The organism is Thiorhodococcus mannitoliphagus (assembly GCF_010915725.1).
Classification (GTDB): domain Bacteria; phylum Pseudomonadota; class Gammaproteobacteria; order Chromatiales; family Chromatiaceae; genus Thiorhodococcus; species Thiorhodococcus mannitoliphagus.
Genome location: NZ_JAAIJR010000005.1, coordinates 18530 through 33391, shown reverse-complemented (window position 1 = coordinate 33391; position 14862 = coordinate 18530). Strand labels below are relative to the sequence as shown.

The 14862-nt window shown below is 63.3% G+C and carries 13 protein-coding genes; 2 read left to right on the top strand and 11 right to left on the bottom strand.

Annotated features, from left to right (window positions below; translation table 11 throughout):
• Positions 1-307: 307 nt before the first annotated feature.
• From G3480_RS02305 to G3480_RS02275, 7 genes are all read right to left on the bottom strand, one after another.
• Positions 308-1807: a helix-hairpin-helix domain-containing protein gene (locus G3480_RS02305; protein WP_164652055.1), complete on the bottom strand. Its 1500-nt coding sequence runs from the start codon at positions 1805-1807 to the stop codon at positions 308-310.
• Positions 1808-1876: 69 nt separating this feature from the next.
• Complete coding sequence (locus tag G3480_RS02300; RefSeq protein ID WP_164652054.1) at positions 1877-3562, bottom strand: PP2C family serine/threonine-protein phosphatase; 1686 nt, start codon at positions 3560-3562, stop codon at positions 1877-1879.
• A 5-nt stretch (positions 3563-3567) separates the two neighbouring features.
• Positions 3568-4620 carry a TerY-C metal binding domain-containing protein gene (locus G3480_RS02295; RefSeq protein WP_164652053.1) on the bottom strand — a complete coding sequence of 351 codons (1053 nt, stop codon included), beginning with the start codon at positions 4618-4620 and terminating at the stop codon, positions 3568-3570.
• A gap of 62 nt (positions 4621-4682) precedes the next feature.
• Entirely contained in the window at positions 4683-5324 is a 642-nt protein-coding gene (locus G3480_RS02290) for a vWA domain-containing protein (protein ID WP_164652052.1), read from the bottom strand.
• Positions 5325-5391: 67 nt separating this feature from the next.
• Positions 5392-6033 (bottom strand): TerD family protein, encoded by a 642-nt coding sequence (locus G3480_RS02285; RefSeq protein ID WP_164652051.1) that lies wholly within the window; start codon positions 6031-6033, stop codon positions 5392-5394.
• Positions 6034-6044: 11 nt separating this feature from the next.
• Complete coding sequence (locus tag G3480_RS02280; protein WP_164652050.1) at positions 6045-6683, bottom strand: vWA domain-containing protein; 639 nt, start codon at positions 6681-6683, stop codon at positions 6045-6047.
• Between the two features lie 65 nt (positions 6684-6748).
• Positions 6749-7327, bottom strand: a complete 579-nt coding sequence (locus G3480_RS02275; protein ID WP_164652049.1) for a TerD family protein — start codon at positions 7325-7327, stop codon at positions 6749-6751.
• Positions 7328-7699: 372 nt separating this feature from the next.
• Here G3480_RS02275 and rsmA point away from each other — a divergent pair, with 372 nt between their 5' ends.
• Together rsmA and lon are read left to right on the top strand one after the other, a co-directional pair.
• A complete protein-coding gene (gene rsmA, locus G3480_RS02270; protein ID WP_164652048.1) occupies positions 7700-8494 on the top strand; it encodes a 16S rRNA (adenine(1518)-N(6)/adenine(1519)-N(6))-dimethyltransferase RsmA in 795 nt (264 codons plus the stop codon).
• Between the two features lie 149 nt (positions 8495-8643).
• A complete protein-coding gene (gene lon / locus G3480_RS02265) occupies positions 8644-11040 on the top strand; it encodes an endopeptidase La (protein ID WP_164652047.1) in 2397 nt (798 codons plus the stop codon).
• 129 nt (positions 11041-11169) lie between these two features.
• Here the strand turns inward: lon and G3480_RS27780 are convergent, their stop codons facing one another.
• The 4 genes from G3480_RS27780 to rfbA all read right to left on the bottom strand — a co-directional run bounded on the left by G3480_RS27780 (position 11170) and on the right by rfbA (position 14859).
• The gene (locus tag G3480_RS27780) at positions 11170-11889 is read right to left on the bottom strand and encodes a VPLPA-CTERM sorting domain-containing protein (protein ID WP_206171452.1); all 720 of its coding nucleotides are present in this window, start codon (positions 11887-11889) and stop codon (positions 11170-11172) included.
• 617 nt (positions 11890-12506) lie between these two features.
• The gene (gene rfbD / locus G3480_RS02255; protein WP_164652046.1) at positions 12507-13418 is read right to left on the bottom strand and encodes a dTDP-4-dehydrorhamnose reductase; all 912 of its coding nucleotides are present in this window, start codon (positions 13416-13418) and stop codon (positions 12507-12509) included.
• Positions 13415-13981, bottom strand: a complete 567-nt coding sequence (gene rfbC, locus G3480_RS02250; RefSeq protein WP_164652045.1) for a dTDP-4-dehydrorhamnose 3,5-epimerase — start codon at positions 13979-13981, stop codon at positions 13415-13417. The genes rfbD and rfbC overlap by 4 nt, the downstream gene beginning before the upstream one ends.
• Entirely contained in the window at positions 13978-14859 is an 882-nt protein-coding gene (gene rfbA, locus G3480_RS02245) for a glucose-1-phosphate thymidylyltransferase RfbA (RefSeq protein ID WP_164652044.1), read from the bottom strand. The genes rfbC and rfbA overlap by 4 nt, the downstream gene beginning before the upstream one ends.
• Between the last annotated feature and the right edge of the window lie 3 nt (positions 14860-14862).

Here is a 14862-nt window from a genome sequence, read left to right as displayed (position 1 = left end):
GTGTCCATCAGTTGTTTCCCGATGCGAGCGATGCCGCCCGAAATCCCCCCTAGCCCCCCTTTGCGAAAGGGGGGGAAGTTGTTGATGGACATTTTCTAAGGCTCATGCCGTGATTCCGGCACCCCGGAGCCTGGAACAGAGCCCGCAGCCGTCTGCGGGCTCGTCGCGGCGGGGCGCCGCTCCCACCGAATCGAGCGGCTGCGGCGCTGTCCCACTCGGACAAGCGCCCTTGCCTTGTCCCGCCTCACAAGCTTGATCCAGGCGATCGACCCCGAGAGACGCGGCCTGCATCGCCCGCACTTCTGGCTCAGGCATCGACCATCTGCACCACGACCAGCCGCCCGCCATCCCCTTTCGCAAGCAGGATCTGCTGCCCATCCTTGAGTTCCAGCTGACCGCCGATGGGAATCGGGGTCTTGGTCGAGACATCCATGAGGTCCGGTAGGTTTTCGTTGACCAGCCACCAGGCATTTTGGTGGAAGACGAAATAGCCGACCCGCTTCTTTTGCGCCTCGTTCAGCTTTTCGTTGGGGGCAATGAGGTTGTTGGCATGCCAGAGGAAGAGCGACTGTCCGGTCCAGACCATGAGGCGATGGTTGTCCGGCCTGTACTGGCCTTCCTTGCGCGAGGAGTAGAGGTTGAGGACCGGCAGCTTGCCCCGGAACGGCGTGCCGCAGAAGGGACAGACGGGCTTGGTGGAATTGTCGAAAACGTACCACTTCTGCTCGCACTTGGGGTTGAGGCAGGGCTGAATGAGGTCGACCGTCTTGACCAGCGCGGTCTCCCAGTCGTTGGCGGAGGGGCGCAAGGCTGGATCATGGAGTCCAGCGACGAACGCCTGTAGGAAGAGCTGGGAGAGATAGGGTCCGGTGATGGTGAAGGGCAGCTTGGCGGTGTCGGCCCAGGGCAGCTCGGTCGGTTTGGCGTTAGCGACCTTGATGCGATTGCTCGCGTCCGTCGGGTGTTCGACGAAGAGCGCCTTCTCGCCCATGGACAGCATCTCGTCGCGCTGCTCGTCGTCGAGGTCATGCACCTTGGCGCCGCGCAGCGGGTGCCGATAGAGCAGGTACATGTAGATAAGGACGCTCAGCGCGTGCAGATCGGTCTCGCGCCTGGGCAGGCAGCGGTTGGGGTCATCCTTGGCCAGATGGCTGGTCCTGACCACCTCGGGGGCGATGAAGTCCGGTGTCCCGACCACGTCCGGCGGGTACTTGCCGGGCACGACCAGCCCGTCGACATCGATGACGCAGGCGAGCCCCTGCGAGGGGTCGACCAGCACGTTCTTGTAGGACAGATCCGAATGGGCCAGACCGGCCATGTGCATGCGACGCACGGCCCGCGCCAGCAGCAGACAGACCTTGAGGTGATTGAGCCAGGTACCGAGTTCGCGCGGATCCACGAAGCGGTTGCGCAGGTTGGCCGCGGCGAACCACTTGCCCTCCTTCTCCTTGCCCTTGATGCCCAGCATGTCGCCATTTCTGGAGCCGTGCTCGAAAAAGAAGTGACGCGGATAGGTCGGTGCGACCAGCCCAAGGCGGCCCTCGTGCTCCAGCACCGCCGTCGGCCAGCAGAAGAGGTTCTGCCAGTAGTCCCCGCCGACCTGATCGAAGATGCTCTCCCGATACTTGCCGGCGATCATCTGCAGGCGCTCCTTGGCCTGAAAGTCCTGCGCGGTCTTGTAGAAGGCGACGACGTAGGAGCGGTCGGGCGAGAAGTGCACGTCCTTCATCGCGCCCGAGCCGATCACCTCGTCGACGAACTCGATCACCTGGCCATCCAGGGTCCTGCAAGTGACGACTCGCGTCATGGGCGATTCCTGAGCATCAATCCAGCATCCGGGCGACGGGGTGAATGGGCCAATCCCGGTATCGGCGGCTCACCATAGCAGTGCGATGGTGCGGTCGTCATGATGTCCCGGCGAGAAGAAGGCTAGCCAGTCCGCGAGCTGCTGCGCCGGCTCCGGCGTTTCCAGCAGCGGCGCGATCTCGCCCCAGAGGCTGTCCCACTTGGCGGGATCGTTCAGACCCTTGTCGGTCTCGAAGCGCGGATCCGAGACGCCGTCCGTCATCAGGAGGATCGCACTGAGATCCTGGTAGCGGCCGATCCCGATGCGTTTGGCAAACCCCTGATCCGAGAGCGCAGCGCGGTCGAGGAAGCGCGTCTGACCGGCGAACTCGCCGCCGTCCGGTGTCCCCATGAGACGCACCTTGCCGCGCGGGCCATAGGCGGCGATGGCGCCGTCGCCCATCCAGAAGGTCGCGAGAAAGGTCCCCTCGTCCTGGCGCTTGACCGCCGCGGCCAACAGGGTGGTCGCATAGTCTCGTGGCTCCACGCCCTGGGCTTGGGCCTCCCGCTCGATCGCGTGCACGGCGAGCTGGCCGGCCTTGTGGAACAGATAGTGGAATTCCTGGCCCATCGCCTGCCCCGTACTGGCGGGATCGGCATCCCAGCCATTGAGGGCCGCCGTCATGCGCTCGCCGACATCGCCCTTCAGGCTCGCGAACAGATGTTCCCCGGCCGTCGCGACGGCAATCCTGGAGCCTTGGCGCGAGAAGCGCGCGCTGCCGGCACCGTCCGCGACCAGGATGAGACTCCAGCCGCTTTCCGGATCGTGACGGACATGAAAATCGTCGTCGCGGAAACTGCCGGCATGCTCATGTGAGCGTCCGCGCCGGCTTGCGGCGACGATGCTGAGTCCCTCGCCTGCGATCAGCGTCGCATCCGTGTGGGACTTGGGGTAGGGCGCGCCATCCGGCGGCTCAATGACCTTCCAGAGGCTTTTCGGATCTGGATTGACGATGAGCAGGCAGTCGTCCGAGTGGACGGCAGCACCGTCGAGCGTCCAGCGCAGCGGGATGCGGTGATCTCCGTCTAACGCTGGGGTGCCCCGCAGCGTGCCGCGCTCGGTATCAAAGGTCAGCCCGAGTGCGTCCGGGATCTGCGCCTCCAGCACCCGGACAGGCCTCCCCTGGGCGTCGCGGCCGAGGATCTTGTGGTCGTAGGCGACGCCCACTTTGGCATTCGGCAGTGTGAAGGATGCCTTCGGTTCCGGCAGCTTCTGGACTGCGGCGCCCGCTGGCGGCACCTGGCCAGGCTGAAGCCCGGTCTGACGTGTTGGGTGCCGGGGCGCTGGGGCGTCCTTGCCTGCGGACGCAGGCGCCCTACCGGGCTCGGCTGGATCAGTCTTGGGCATGGCTGGCGCCTCCTTCGTGGTCGCTGGGGATGAGCCCGATTCCGCTTGGGGGGATGCCGGCTCGCCCGAGAAATCCGGCATCACGGCCTTCTCCACGACCGGCCCGACGCCCTGCTTGCGCGCCATGACCTTGAGCGGCTTGCCATAGCGCCTGGTCTGCCACACGCCGACCAATTCTTCGACATAGTCGAAGGTAGCCTCCAGCACCTCATCGGAGGTCAGAAACGCCTCCAGCCGCTCCGGCGCAACCTGGGGACGCTCGAAGAAGACCTGATCGTCTGACTCGAACAGACGCCGCACCAAGCCTTCTAGGTAGGGCGAGAGCTTGGCAAGCTCCTTTGGGGTTGGTCTGCGACGCAATCTGGCCATGCGGATCAGCCTCGCCCGCGCCCGACCTCGAACCCGCCGTCGTCCGGCGACGGCCCTGGCGCGAAGGCGACCCTTGCTTCGCACCATGGGCAGATCACCTCTCCCGGACCATTGACGCACAAGAGCTTTCCGCAGTTGCACATCGCGAAGGCCGTGGCCGCCCCGCAATGCGGACAGCCAGGCGAGCCGAGCAGCTCGGAGGTGCTGACCTTGGCCTCCAGCGCCGCGCCGTCGGACCAGTCGAAATAGGACTCGTCGAGCGGGTAGCAGCCGGTGAGCCGGAAGAGCGGCACCTGCAGGCTGAATTCCTGGGTGCCGAGATCCTGCAGCTCACGCTCGTATTTCATGATGTAGGGCTTGCGGGTCTTCTGACAGCGGCCCGTGAGGGTGACGCAGGACTCGTCCACCTGATTGGAGGGCGGCTCCTTGACGATGCGCATGACGCGCTCGTCCAGGGTCGGCAGCGCGGCCGTCTCCCCGGTTTCCCCGAGACTGCGGCTCTGGGCGACCACGGAGGCACTGATCCAGTTGACGAAGGTCTGGAAGTCGCCGGCCTTCGCCTCCTCGAAGAGGATCACCTGCTCGGTCAGGCGTTTGAGCACACTGAAGTCAGCGTCCCGACCGAGACCCACGGCGATCAGGGTGGCCCGCTTGGCATAGCGGTCATTCCAGCGCTGGATCGCGGGTCCAGGATCGTCGGTGGGGCGGCCATCGGTGAAGAGGTAGACAATGGGCTTCCAGTCGCCCTTGCGGTCCGGCGTCGAGCGGACCACGACGCTGTCGAGGGTCGTCATCAAGGTGTCCAGGGCCGCCCCGAGCCGTGTCCCGCCACCGAGCGGCAGACGCGGTGGGTAGAAGGAGACGACCTCCACGAGCGGGACGATGGTCTGCGCCAGCCCGGCGAAGGCGATGACGGAAACATGGACCGTCTCCAGCGCATGGGGGTCGGTGCGCAGGGCGCGAATGACCGCCTGCAGGCCGTCCTCCATCTTCTGGAGGTTCTCGCCGACCATGGACTCCGAGCAGTCGAGGACGAAGAACAGGGGTAGTCTGCGCATGCAGTCACTCCTTTGTCGTGGCGGTGCCGGGGCGAACAGGGGTCAGGGTCGAATCCGCTGCCTCAGAGCACCAGCTGGACCTCCGGCGGAGGCGGCGGAAGCGAGACCGAGCCGGAGACACCGGCACTGGTCGACCCGACGGCGACGCTCGCCGAGACCCATTTAAAGAAGCCGGAGAAGGCCGCCGAATCCATGGTGTCCAGGGTCACGACCCGGTCCGTCAGCTCGCGCAGCACCTCTTGCTTAGCCTTGGGACCAGCGGCGCAGGCGACGATGGCGCCGAAGCCGCGCTTGTTGATCTCCGGGATGGCTTGCCGGTAGGCATGCAGGTCCGAGGGGCTGCCGTCCGTCATGACGAAGAGCAGCGGGCGCCAGTCACCCTTGGCGTCTGGCGTGCTCTTGCGCAGATCGCGATCGACGCAGGCGATCAACAGCTCCAGGGCGGCGCCCAGGAAGGTCGCCCCCGCCTGAGGCACCTGAATCTCGTCCAGCTTCACGGCGTCCAGGGGCGTCAGCGGAAGATACTCCCGCGCCTCGACGTCGAAGGTGATGATGCTGAGGTGGACGCTCTCCAGCGCATAGGGATCCTGGCGCAGGGCACTGAGCATCGCCTGGATGCCGACGTTGACCGAATGGATGGGCTCGCCACGCATGGAGCCGGACGTGTCGAGTAGGATATAAACGGGAAGTCTCCGAGCGCTCATGGCTCTCCTCGTCGTTGGGAGTGGACAGTCGTCGCCTGCACGCGAGCCAGGGCGTGACGCGCTGGCCTCAAGCGTAGCGCTTGAGCCATTCCACGAAGGAGTCCGATTGCGACGGCTCGCCGATCGCATTGAGCTTCCAGCCGCCGGGCTCGCGCTCGAGTTCGGCGAAGAGCATCGAGCGGCAATCCTCGTACTGCGCCCCGCCGGAGAGGTCGAAACGGGCCATCTCGCGCCCCTTGGCATCTTCCGCGCGGATAAAGGCATTGCGGACCTGGCCGAAGCTCTGTCCGTTCTGAGCGCCCTTGTAGATCTGCACCACGAAGACGACCTTGGCATAGGTCTCCGGCAGATCGTTGAGCTTGACGACGATCTGCTCGTCGTCGCCCTCGCCGGCGCCGGTGCGGTTGTCACCCGTCAGCCAGATGCAGCCGGAGCCATGACGCAGGTTGTTGAAGAAGATGACGTCGCTGTTCATCAGCGTCGCCTGGCCGTTCTCGTCCCGGCCCAGGTCCCGCACCTTGCCGTTAGCCGCGCAGAGGAAGGCGACGACGTCGAGGTCATAGTCCGCGGCCTTCTTGCCCATAAGCCCGCCTAGCAACCCCTTCTTGGCTTCGTTGATGTCCCAGCCGAGGCCGATGGTCACCATGGAGAGATCGTGCTCGCTCTTCTTGAGGCTGACGCCCTGTCCTTTCTTGAGTGAGATACCCATGCCCTTTCTCCTCAGAGGACCACGTTGACTTCGGGCGGAGGCGGCGGCAGGTCGCTGAGACCCGTGACCTCCTTCAGCCCCTGATCGACCTTCTGGCTTCCGGTGGAGACGGAGGCCGAGACCCATTTGAAGAAGGCCTTGATGGTGCTCGCGTCTGCCGTGTCCAGGGCGACGACGACCTCGGTGATCTGTTTCAGTACGGACGTATCGCCACCCTGGCCGGCGGCGCAGGCGACGATGACGCCGGTGCGCACCTGTTTGAGCCTGTCGAGCCCCTTCTTCCAGTCGTCCGTCGGCGCACCGTCGGTCATGATGAAGACCAGCGGCTTCCAGTCGCCCTTGGCGTCGGCCGTCGTGCGTGCGACCTCGGCCTCGATGCGCTCGGCGAGCAGCCCCAGCGCCTCGCCCAAGGCCGTCACCCCGGTCGCGTTGAGCGGCGGCGGCTGAAAGGTGGCGAGTTCGGTGAGCGGCACCACCTGGCGGGCGGTGCTGTCGAAGGTGATGACGGACAGGAATGCGGTCTCGAGCGCGTAGGGATCCTGGCGCAGGGTCGAGACCAGGATCTGAACGCCGTTCTTCACCGCTTCGATCGGCTCGCCGGTCATGGAGCCGGAGGTATCGAGCAGCAGATAGACGGGCAACCTTCTCATGGGTGTCTCCCTTCTCTTCTAAGAAACCTGATGGCCAACGCTTCCGGGCCATGGATGGCCGCTCATCAAGCGACGTCAACCCCAAACTGATGGCAGAGCGCCTCCAGCCCGCCGGCGAAGCCTTGACCAACGGCCTTGAACTTCCACTCGTCGCCACGCCGATAGACCTCGCCGAAGATCATGGCGGTCTCCGTGCTGTAGTCCTCCGACAGGTCGAATCGGGCGATTTCGTGATCGTCGTCGAGATTGGCGATCCGCATGAAGGCATCCGACACCTGCCCAAAATTCTGACTTCGCGCCTCGGCCTCGTGGATGGTGACACAGACAAGGATTCGCTTGATGGCTTCCGGCACCTGCTCCAGGTCGATCTTCAGCGCCTCGTCGTCGCCCTCGCCTTCACCGGTGAGATTGTCGCCGCTGTGCTCGACCGAGCCGCAGAGTGACGTTAGCTGATTGTAGAAGATGAAATCCTCGTCGCGACGCACCTTGCCGTTCTCGCCGAGCAGAAAGGCGCTGGCGTCGAGATCGAAGTCGCTGCCGGCGGTCGCCCTGGCCTCCCAGCCGAGCCCAACGAGGATGCGCTTGAGGCTCGGCGCCGTCTTGGACAGGGAAATGTTGCCGCCTTTGACGAGATTTGCAGCCATGCTCAGTCTCCTTAGAAAGTGTCCATCAATTGTTTCCCGATGCGAGTGATGCCGCCCGAAATCCCCCCTAGCCCCCCTTTGCGAAAGGGGGGAAGTTGTTGATGGACAGTTCCTCAGTGAATGCCTGCCGTCCCCCGGCAGGCAGCAGTGATCTGCGTACACTGTCCCGCCACGGATCGAGATTCAAGTGTCCGAAATCGACGCTTTGGCGTCACTCGACCCGAAAAATAGCCGCATGCTCACCGATCCCAAGGATCACGACTGTGACGGGGTCCTCAATCGTCCCCGCCGCTGGCAGTCACTCCACCCACAGACCTAGCCCGCCCACCCGAAACAGGTGGCTGATACCGGGCTTTCAGGTAACCTAGCCGGATGGATCATCGACCCCGCAAACGTTTCGGCCAGAACTTCCTGCACGACCCCAGCGTCATCCAGCGCATCCACTTGGCCATCGCCCCCAAACCCGGTGAGCGCCTCGTCGAGATCGGTCCAGGTCAGGGCGCGATCACCGAGGGCCTGCTGCGCGCATTGGGCACGTTGGACGTCATCGAACTCGACCGCGATCTCGTCGGCCCGCTGCAACAACGCCTGGGCGCTTTGGGCGATCTGCGCATCCACAACGCCGATGCCCTGAGCTTCGACTTCCGCGCCCTCGCGGCCGCTGGGGACAAACTCAGGCTGGTCGGCAACCTGCCCTATAACATCTCGACGCCGCTGCTGTTCCATTTCATCGATCAGGCCGACTGCCTGGTCGACCTGCACCTGATGCTGCAGAAGGAGGTCGTCGACCGCATCGTCGCCGATCCTGGGGATAAGACCTACGGCCGACTCTCGGTCATGGTCCAGACCTATTGCGATGCTCAGAGCCTGTTTCGGATCGGCCCCGGGGCCTTCACGCCAGCCCCCAAGGTCGACTCCGCCTTCATGCGGCTGAGACCCCTGCGGCCGCTTCCCCACGAGATCACGGACCCGTCCCTACATGCGCGTATCGTTGCCGCGGCCTTCGGCCAGCGCCGCAAGACGCTGCGCAACAGCCTGTCCGGACTCATCGATCAGCCGCTCTTCGAGGAGGCGGGCGTCGAGCCTTCGCTGCGCGCGGAAAAACTGGATGTCGCCGCCTTCGCCCGGCTCGCGAATCTGGCTTGGAAAACCGCAGCGCGGACCTGAACTCCTCGGGCCTGCCGGCGGGTCGGACAGGTCATTGCTCAGGCGCCGGGCACTCATGAGGCGAGTGACCCTTTCGACCGTCGAGAATTGATTCCAGCGCCGCAATAAATCAGCATGTTCTTTAAGGTATTTTGAACGAGGCTTGCAGCATGACGGATGAGGATCAACTGGAAATCGATAACGATAGCGGCGACGAAGAGATCGAGCTGATCCAGCTCGCGCGCGCGAACGACGTCCTGCCCGCAGAGATTCACGTTCTGCCCGTCGCTTCACGCCCCTTCTTTCCTGGGCAAGCCGTTCCCTTGATGATGGACGCCGAGCACTGGGCCTCCACCATGAAGGCAGTGGCGGACACCGAGCACAAGATCCTCGGGGTCCTCTTGGTCGACAGCGAGACCTCCGAGGAGGCCACGACCGAGAACTTCTATGAGATCGGCACGGCCTGCCGCGTCCACCGCATCCACCAGCAGGACGGGCATTTGCAGGTGTTGGTGGAATGCCTGCAGCGCTTCCGTGTCGGCAACTGGGTCCACAAGAAGGTCCCCTTCCGGGCACACGTTTCCTACCTGCCAGAGCCTGACGCCGGCAATGACTCCGAGGTCAAGGCCTATGCCATGGCGGTCATCAACACCATCAAGGAGCTGCTGCCGCTCAATCCCTTGTATGTCGAGGAGCTGCGGGTCTTCCTGGATCGCTTTGGCCCCGACGATCCTTCGCACTTGGCCGACTTCGCGGCCAGCTTGACGACCTCCTCGAAAGAGCAGCTGCAGGAGGTCCTGCAGATCCTGCCGCTCTTGAAGCGCATGGAAAAGGTGCTGGTCTTGCTCAACAACGAGCTGGAACTCGCGCGCGCGCAGCAGAAGATTCGCCGCACGGTCGAAGAGAAGATGCAAAAGCAGCAGCGCGAGTTCTTCTTGCGCGAGCAGCTCAAGGCCATTCAGAAAGAGCTGGGCATCGCCAAAGACGACCGCACGGCGGAGATCGACAAGTTCAAGGCGCGCATCGAGGAACTCGAACTCACTGAGCAGGCGCAGAAGCGGGTCGAGGAAGAGCTGGACAAGATGGGCATCCTGGAGACCGGCTCGCCCGAGTACTCGGTGACCCGCAACTATCTGGACTGGATCACCCTGCTGCCCTGGGGCAAGCACTCCGAGGACAAGCTCGACCTCAAGCGCGCCCGCCGTGTCTTGGATCGCGATCACTACGGGCTTGAAGACGTCAAGGAGCGCATCCTGGAATTCTTGGCGGTGGGCATCCACAAGGGCGAGATCGCGGGCTCCATCATTCTGCTCGTCGGCCCGCCCGGCGTCGGCAAGACCTCCATCGGCCACTCCATCGCCGACGCCCTTGGGCGGCGCTTCTACCGTTTCTCGGTCGGCGGCATCCGCGACGAGGCGGAGATCAAGGGCCACCGCCGGACCTACATCGGCGCCATGCCGGGCAAGTTCCTGCAGGCCATGAAGGACGCAGGCACCGCCAATCCGGTCATCATGCTCGACGAGATCGACAAGATCGGCGCCTCTTATCACGGCGACCCGGCCTCGGCCCTGCTCGAGGTCTTGGACCCGGAGCAGAATACCGACTTCCTCGACCACTACTTGGATCTGCGCTTCGACCTCTCGAAGGTGCTCTTCGTCTGCACCGCCAATCAGCTCGACAGCATCCCCGGACCGCTGCGCGACCGCATGGAGATCATCAAACTCTCCGGCTACATCGCCGAAGAGAAGCTCCAGATTGCAAAGAAGTACCTCTTACCACGTCAGATCGACAGGGCCGGACTTGGCAAAAAGGCCGTCAAGCTCGACACCAAGACCCTGCGCGCCATCATCGAGGGCTATGCGCGGGACGCGGGCGTACGCCGGCTTGAGAAACAGCTCGGCAAGATCGTCCGCAAGGTCGCGGTGCGCATGCTGGAAGGGGAAGAGACGCCCATCACCGTGACCGGCGATGACCTCAAGGGCTATCTCGGCAGCCCGGTGTTTCGCGACGAGCGCAAGCTCTCAGGACCAGGCGTGGTCACCGGACTGGCCTGGACGACCATGGGCGGCGCAACCCTCTCCATCGAGGCGGCCCGCACCCACGGTTTCAACCGCGGCTTCAAGCTGACCGGTCAGCTCGGCGACGTCATGAAGGAATCCGCCGAGATCGCCTACGGCTACCTGGTCAGCCACGCCACCGAGTTCGGCGCGGACCCGGCCTTCTTCGAAAAGTCCTTCATCCATGTGCACGTCCCCGCTGGCGCAACGCCCAAGGACGGACCCTCAGCCGGTGTCACCATGACCTCGGCCTTGCTGTCGCTCGCGCGCAACGAGCCGGTACGGCGCATCGCAATGACCGGTGAGATCACCCTCACGGGCGAGGTCTTCCCCGTCGGCGGCATCCGCGAAAAGCTGATCGCGGCACGCCGCGCGGGGATCAAGGAGATCATCTTGCCGGAGGACAACCGAGGGGATTTCGACGAAGTGCCCGAGCATGTGCGCAAGGGGCTGAAGGTGCACTTCGCGTCGCGTTACGAGGATGTGCTGCCGTTGCTATTCAAGGGTTGAGGCAGCGACAAGTACAAGCCTGGCCAGGTGCTAGATGAGTGCTGTAATAGATGAGTCGGAGCGGCGCCCCGCCACGATCGAGCGCCGTCGCGGCGGGGCGCCGCTCCCACTGCGACCTTCCAATCCCAGCTAGATCGCAGACGGGCGCCGACGATAGCCAACGCCAGCTAGCCCCAGAAGGGCCGAACCGAAGAGCCAGACGGCGGCTGGGATTGGCACGGCACTGCCCTTGATGTTGTCGATCGCGAAAGATGTCGTAGAAACCACCTCCAGCTTTGTGACTGGAGACATCCCTGAAAGCCTGATGGTCTCGAAAAGATTGACTGGTCGATTAGTATCGCCGTTGAGCAAGTTGGAGAAAGAGCCAAGCAAATTATCATTCGCATCGAATAGCTTGATCGTGACCTTCCCGCTATCACTATCCACGACGTCTAGACTCTCAAGACTCAAGGGTTGACTGAAGCTCAGCGAAAACTTCCCGCCATTCTGATTATCATCGGATGTTGTGCCGAGACCATTCTCGTCGATGATGAGTACATTGCCCAGATCGACACCCGTGATGCCTGTATTCAGATTCGTGAAACCTGAGCTGCCATAATTGAGATCGGGATCGGTCGTATGCCCCGCTTTCGTATCGTAGATCCTGGCAACATTGCTGCCACTTCCAGTGCTAGACTGCGTTCCGGTGACGGACATGGTTACTCCACCAACCGTGACATCGCTTACGTAGCTGTTCTCGTTAAGCCCCGAGAAGTTGAAGTTAATCGTCGCCGCTGCCACGCTGCCGGCGCCCATCAATAACAGCACCGCCAAGCCACTGCTCGCGAATTTCGTCGTCTTTTTCGACATCGTCGTTCTCCATAATCGATGCACTCTGGGCTTACCGTAGGCGCCGGAGTATTTGCGAGGGATCTAGAGAGCCGAGGCAACGCACTCCCTCTGCCCGACAAATAATGCAACAACCGCACCCAGAATTCCCCCTCCCGACGAACGGAAGCATCAAAGCTGCTGCCAATAACAATCAGTTACTTAGAAGAAGACAAGAAGGAACGACAGGTGGGAGTATCGCCGGTGAACGTCACACGGCTACCCGCTGTTACGTCACATCGGCTGTGACAGTCACAAGATCGGGCAGCGAATCTGCAGGGAGCCGGCCTAATCGGGGGGAGAGCGATTCGCGGGAGCACTGCACCTTAGACCGGCGCCAATCCAATCGCTGAGATACGTCATGCTTCTTAGCGCTCGAACGAGTGCTCCGGCCTTAGAGGCTGTCTGAAAAACACCTCGGGGCGACTTTAGTCGCCCTTGGCACTGGCGGGAGGGCGAATGAATTCGCCCCTACAGCTCGGGCGATTGCAATATTCAGACAGCCTCTTAGAAAGCATGAGGTCAGCAGATGGCTCAATGACCCTGGGACCTGAATCTAAGGCTCAAGCGCCGGACATCTTTCACGCTAAACACCAAGCTCACTTCAACTCTTCGAGGCACTGAGCGAGCGACAATCGCCAATCCGGCGTGCTCAGACCAAAGGTCTCCTCGAAGCGTCGGTTGTTGAGCACCGAGAACATGGGGCGCTTGGCCGGCGCCTGATACTCGGACGAGGGGATCGGAATCAGCTTGGCGGGGCTGCCGCTCGCCTCCAGGATGGCGCGGGCGAAACCGTACCAGCTCACATCGCCCGTTCCGGTCAGGTTGTAGAGACCGCCGACCCGGTCCAGGTCGAGATCGCCGCGCATGACGCGATAGAGCACCTGCGCCGTGATCTCGGCCAGCATGCGGCTCCAGGTCGGCGTACCGATCTGGTCGTCGACCACGCGCAGTTCCTCGCGCTCTTGGAAGAGGCGCCGCATGGTAAGGAGGAAGTTGGCGCCCCGCGCCCCATAGACCCAGCTGGTACGAAAGATCAGCGCCTTTGCGCCGGACTCCAGCAGGGCGCGCTCGCCGCCAAGCTTGGTCTCGCCATAGACATTGATAGGATCCGGGACGTCGTCCTCGGTGTAGGCGCGACCGAGGGTGCCGGAGAAGACGAAATCCGTCGAATAGTGGATCACGGGTACACCCAGCTCGGCAGCGAGCGCGCCCATCTCGCCCACGGCATCGGCGTTGATGCGGCTGGCGGTGTCACGATCCGTCTCGGCCTTGTCGACGGCCGTGTAGGCGGCCGCATTGATGATGGCATCCGGCTTGGTGTCGCGCACCAAACGCACGAGTGAGCCGGCATCCATCAAGTCGATAACTGGGCCGTATTCGCCCTCGAGCGACGCGGCGACGACGTCACCGAGACAAGCGAGCGTGCGCCTCAACTCCCAGCCCACCTGGCCGTTGGCACCAATCAGCAAGAGACGCGGCCGGGCCCCGGCCAGGATTCTGTCGGTCATGCGTAGTCCTCGATGCCTGGTAGCCGCTCCGCCGGAATCTCCTTGAGGCCGAGGGCATGCTTGTCTTTTTGCGAAAGCTCGGGCGCGCCGTCCAGAGGCCACTCGATGCCGATGTCCGGATCGTCCCAGCGAACGCTGAATTCAGTCTCTGGGCTGTAGTAATCCGTGTTCTTGTAGACGAAGAGCGCGGTCTCGGCCGTGACCAGGAAGCCATGCGCAAAGCCGGGTGGGACCCAGAACTGGCGCTTGTTCTCACCCGAGAGCGTCACACCCACCCATTGACCGAAATGGGGCGAGCCGCGCCGAATGTCCACGGCCACGTCGAAGACCTCACCGTCCAGGACCTGGACCAGTTTGCCTTGGGCATGCGGGTGCTGGACGTGCAGGCCGCGCAGCACGCCCTTGCGCGAGAAGGACTGATTGTCCTGGACCATGGGCTGCGGGATGCCCAGCTCGGCGTAACTCTTGGAGCGGAAGGTCTCCAGGAAGTAGCCGCGCTCGTCGCCCCAAACCTTGGGCTCGAGGATGAGGACGCCGGGGATGGCGGTCTCGATGACCTTCATAGCGCGCCCCGGCTCAGCAAGCCAAGCAAATAGTCACCATAGCCGCTCTTCTGCAGTTCTTCGGCCATGGCGCGCAGTTGAGCCTCGTCGATCCAGCGATTCAGAAAGGCCACCTCTTCCGGGCAGCAGATCTTGAGTCCTTGGCGCTTTTCGATGGTCTCGATGTACTGCCCCGCCTGCATGAGCGATTCGTGGGTCCCGGTGTCCAGCCAGGCCGTGCCACGCCCGATGCGCTCCAGCGCGAGCTCGCCCTGGCGCAGGTAGCAGTTGTTGAGGTCCGTGATCTCCAGCTCACCGCGCGGCGAGGGCGTCAAAGTCTCCGCCAGCTCACAGACCTTGCCATCGTAGAAGTAGATCCCGGTCACGGCCCAGTTCGACTTGGGCTGGGTCGGCTTCTCTTCGATGCTGACGACCTTGCCGGAGTCATCGAACTCGGCGACACCATAGCGCTCTGGGTCCGAGACGTAGTACCCGAATACGGTCGCGCCGCGCGCGCGCGCGCGTGCGGCCGTCAACTGATTGACCAAGCCCTGGCCATAGAAGATGTTGTCGCCAAGAATGAGGCAAGAGGGCGCGTCACCGACGAACGCCTTGCCAATCAGAAAGGCCTGTGCAAGACCGCCAGGATTTGGCTGCTCCGCATAGCTCAGCGAAACCCCCCACTGCGAGCCGTCGCCCAGCAGCGCTTGGAACATGGGGAGGTCCTGGGGGGTCGAGATGATGAGGATCTCGCGAATCCCTGCCAGCATCAGCGTGGACAGGGGATAGTAGATCATCGGCTTGTCGTAGACCGGCAGCAGCTGCTTGCTGATCGTGCGCGTCAAGGGGTAGAGCCTGGTCCCGGAGCCGCCAGCCAGAATAATGCCTTTTCGATTCATGCC

Coding starts and splice junctions, on each gene's coding strand:
- G3480_RS02305 (WP_164652055.1), bottom strand. CDS start 1,807: ATGACGCGAGTCGTCACTTGCAGGACCCTGGATGGCCAGGTGATCGAG.
- G3480_RS02300 (WP_164652054.1), bottom strand. CDS start 3,562: ATGGCCAGATTGCGTCGCAGACCAACCCCAAAGGAGCTTGCCAAGCTC.
- G3480_RS02295 (WP_164652053.1), bottom strand. CDS start 4,620: ATGCGCAGACTACCCCTGTTCTTCGTCCTCGACTGCTCGGAGTCCATG.
- G3480_RS02290 (WP_164652052.1), bottom strand. CDS start 5,324: ATGAGCGCTCGGAGACTTCCCGTTTATATCCTACTCGACACGTCCGGC.
- G3480_RS02285 (WP_164652051.1), bottom strand. CDS start 6,033: ATGGGTATCTCACTCAAGAAAGGACAGGGCGTCAGCCTCAAGAAGAGC.
- G3480_RS02280 (WP_164652050.1), bottom strand. CDS start 6,683: ATGAGAAGGTTGCCCGTCTATCTGCTGCTCGATACCTCCGGCTCCATG.
- G3480_RS02275 (WP_164652049.1), bottom strand. CDS start 7,327: ATGGCTGCAAATCTCGTCAAAGGCGGCAACATTTCCCTGTCCAAGACG.
- rsmA (WP_164652048.1), top strand. CDS start 7,700: ATGGATCATCGACCCCGCAAACGTTTCGGCCAGAACTTCCTGCACGAC.
- lon (WP_164652047.1), top strand. CDS start 8,644: ATGACGGATGAGGATCAACTGGAAATCGATAACGATAGCGGCGACGAA.
- G3480_RS27780 (WP_206171452.1), bottom strand. CDS start 11,889: ATGTCGAAAAAGACGACGAAATTCGCGAGCAGTGGCTTGGCGGTGCTG.
- rfbD (WP_164652046.1), bottom strand. CDS start 13,418: ATGACCGACAGAATCCTGGCCGGGGCCCGGCCGCGTCTCTTGCTGATT.
- rfbC (WP_164652045.1), bottom strand. CDS start 13,981: ATGAAGGTCATCGAGACCGCCATCCCCGGCGTCCTCATCCTCGAGCCC.
- rfbA (WP_164652044.1), bottom strand. CDS start 14,859: ATGAATCGAAAAGGCATTATTCTGGCTGGCGGCTCCGGGACCAGGCTC.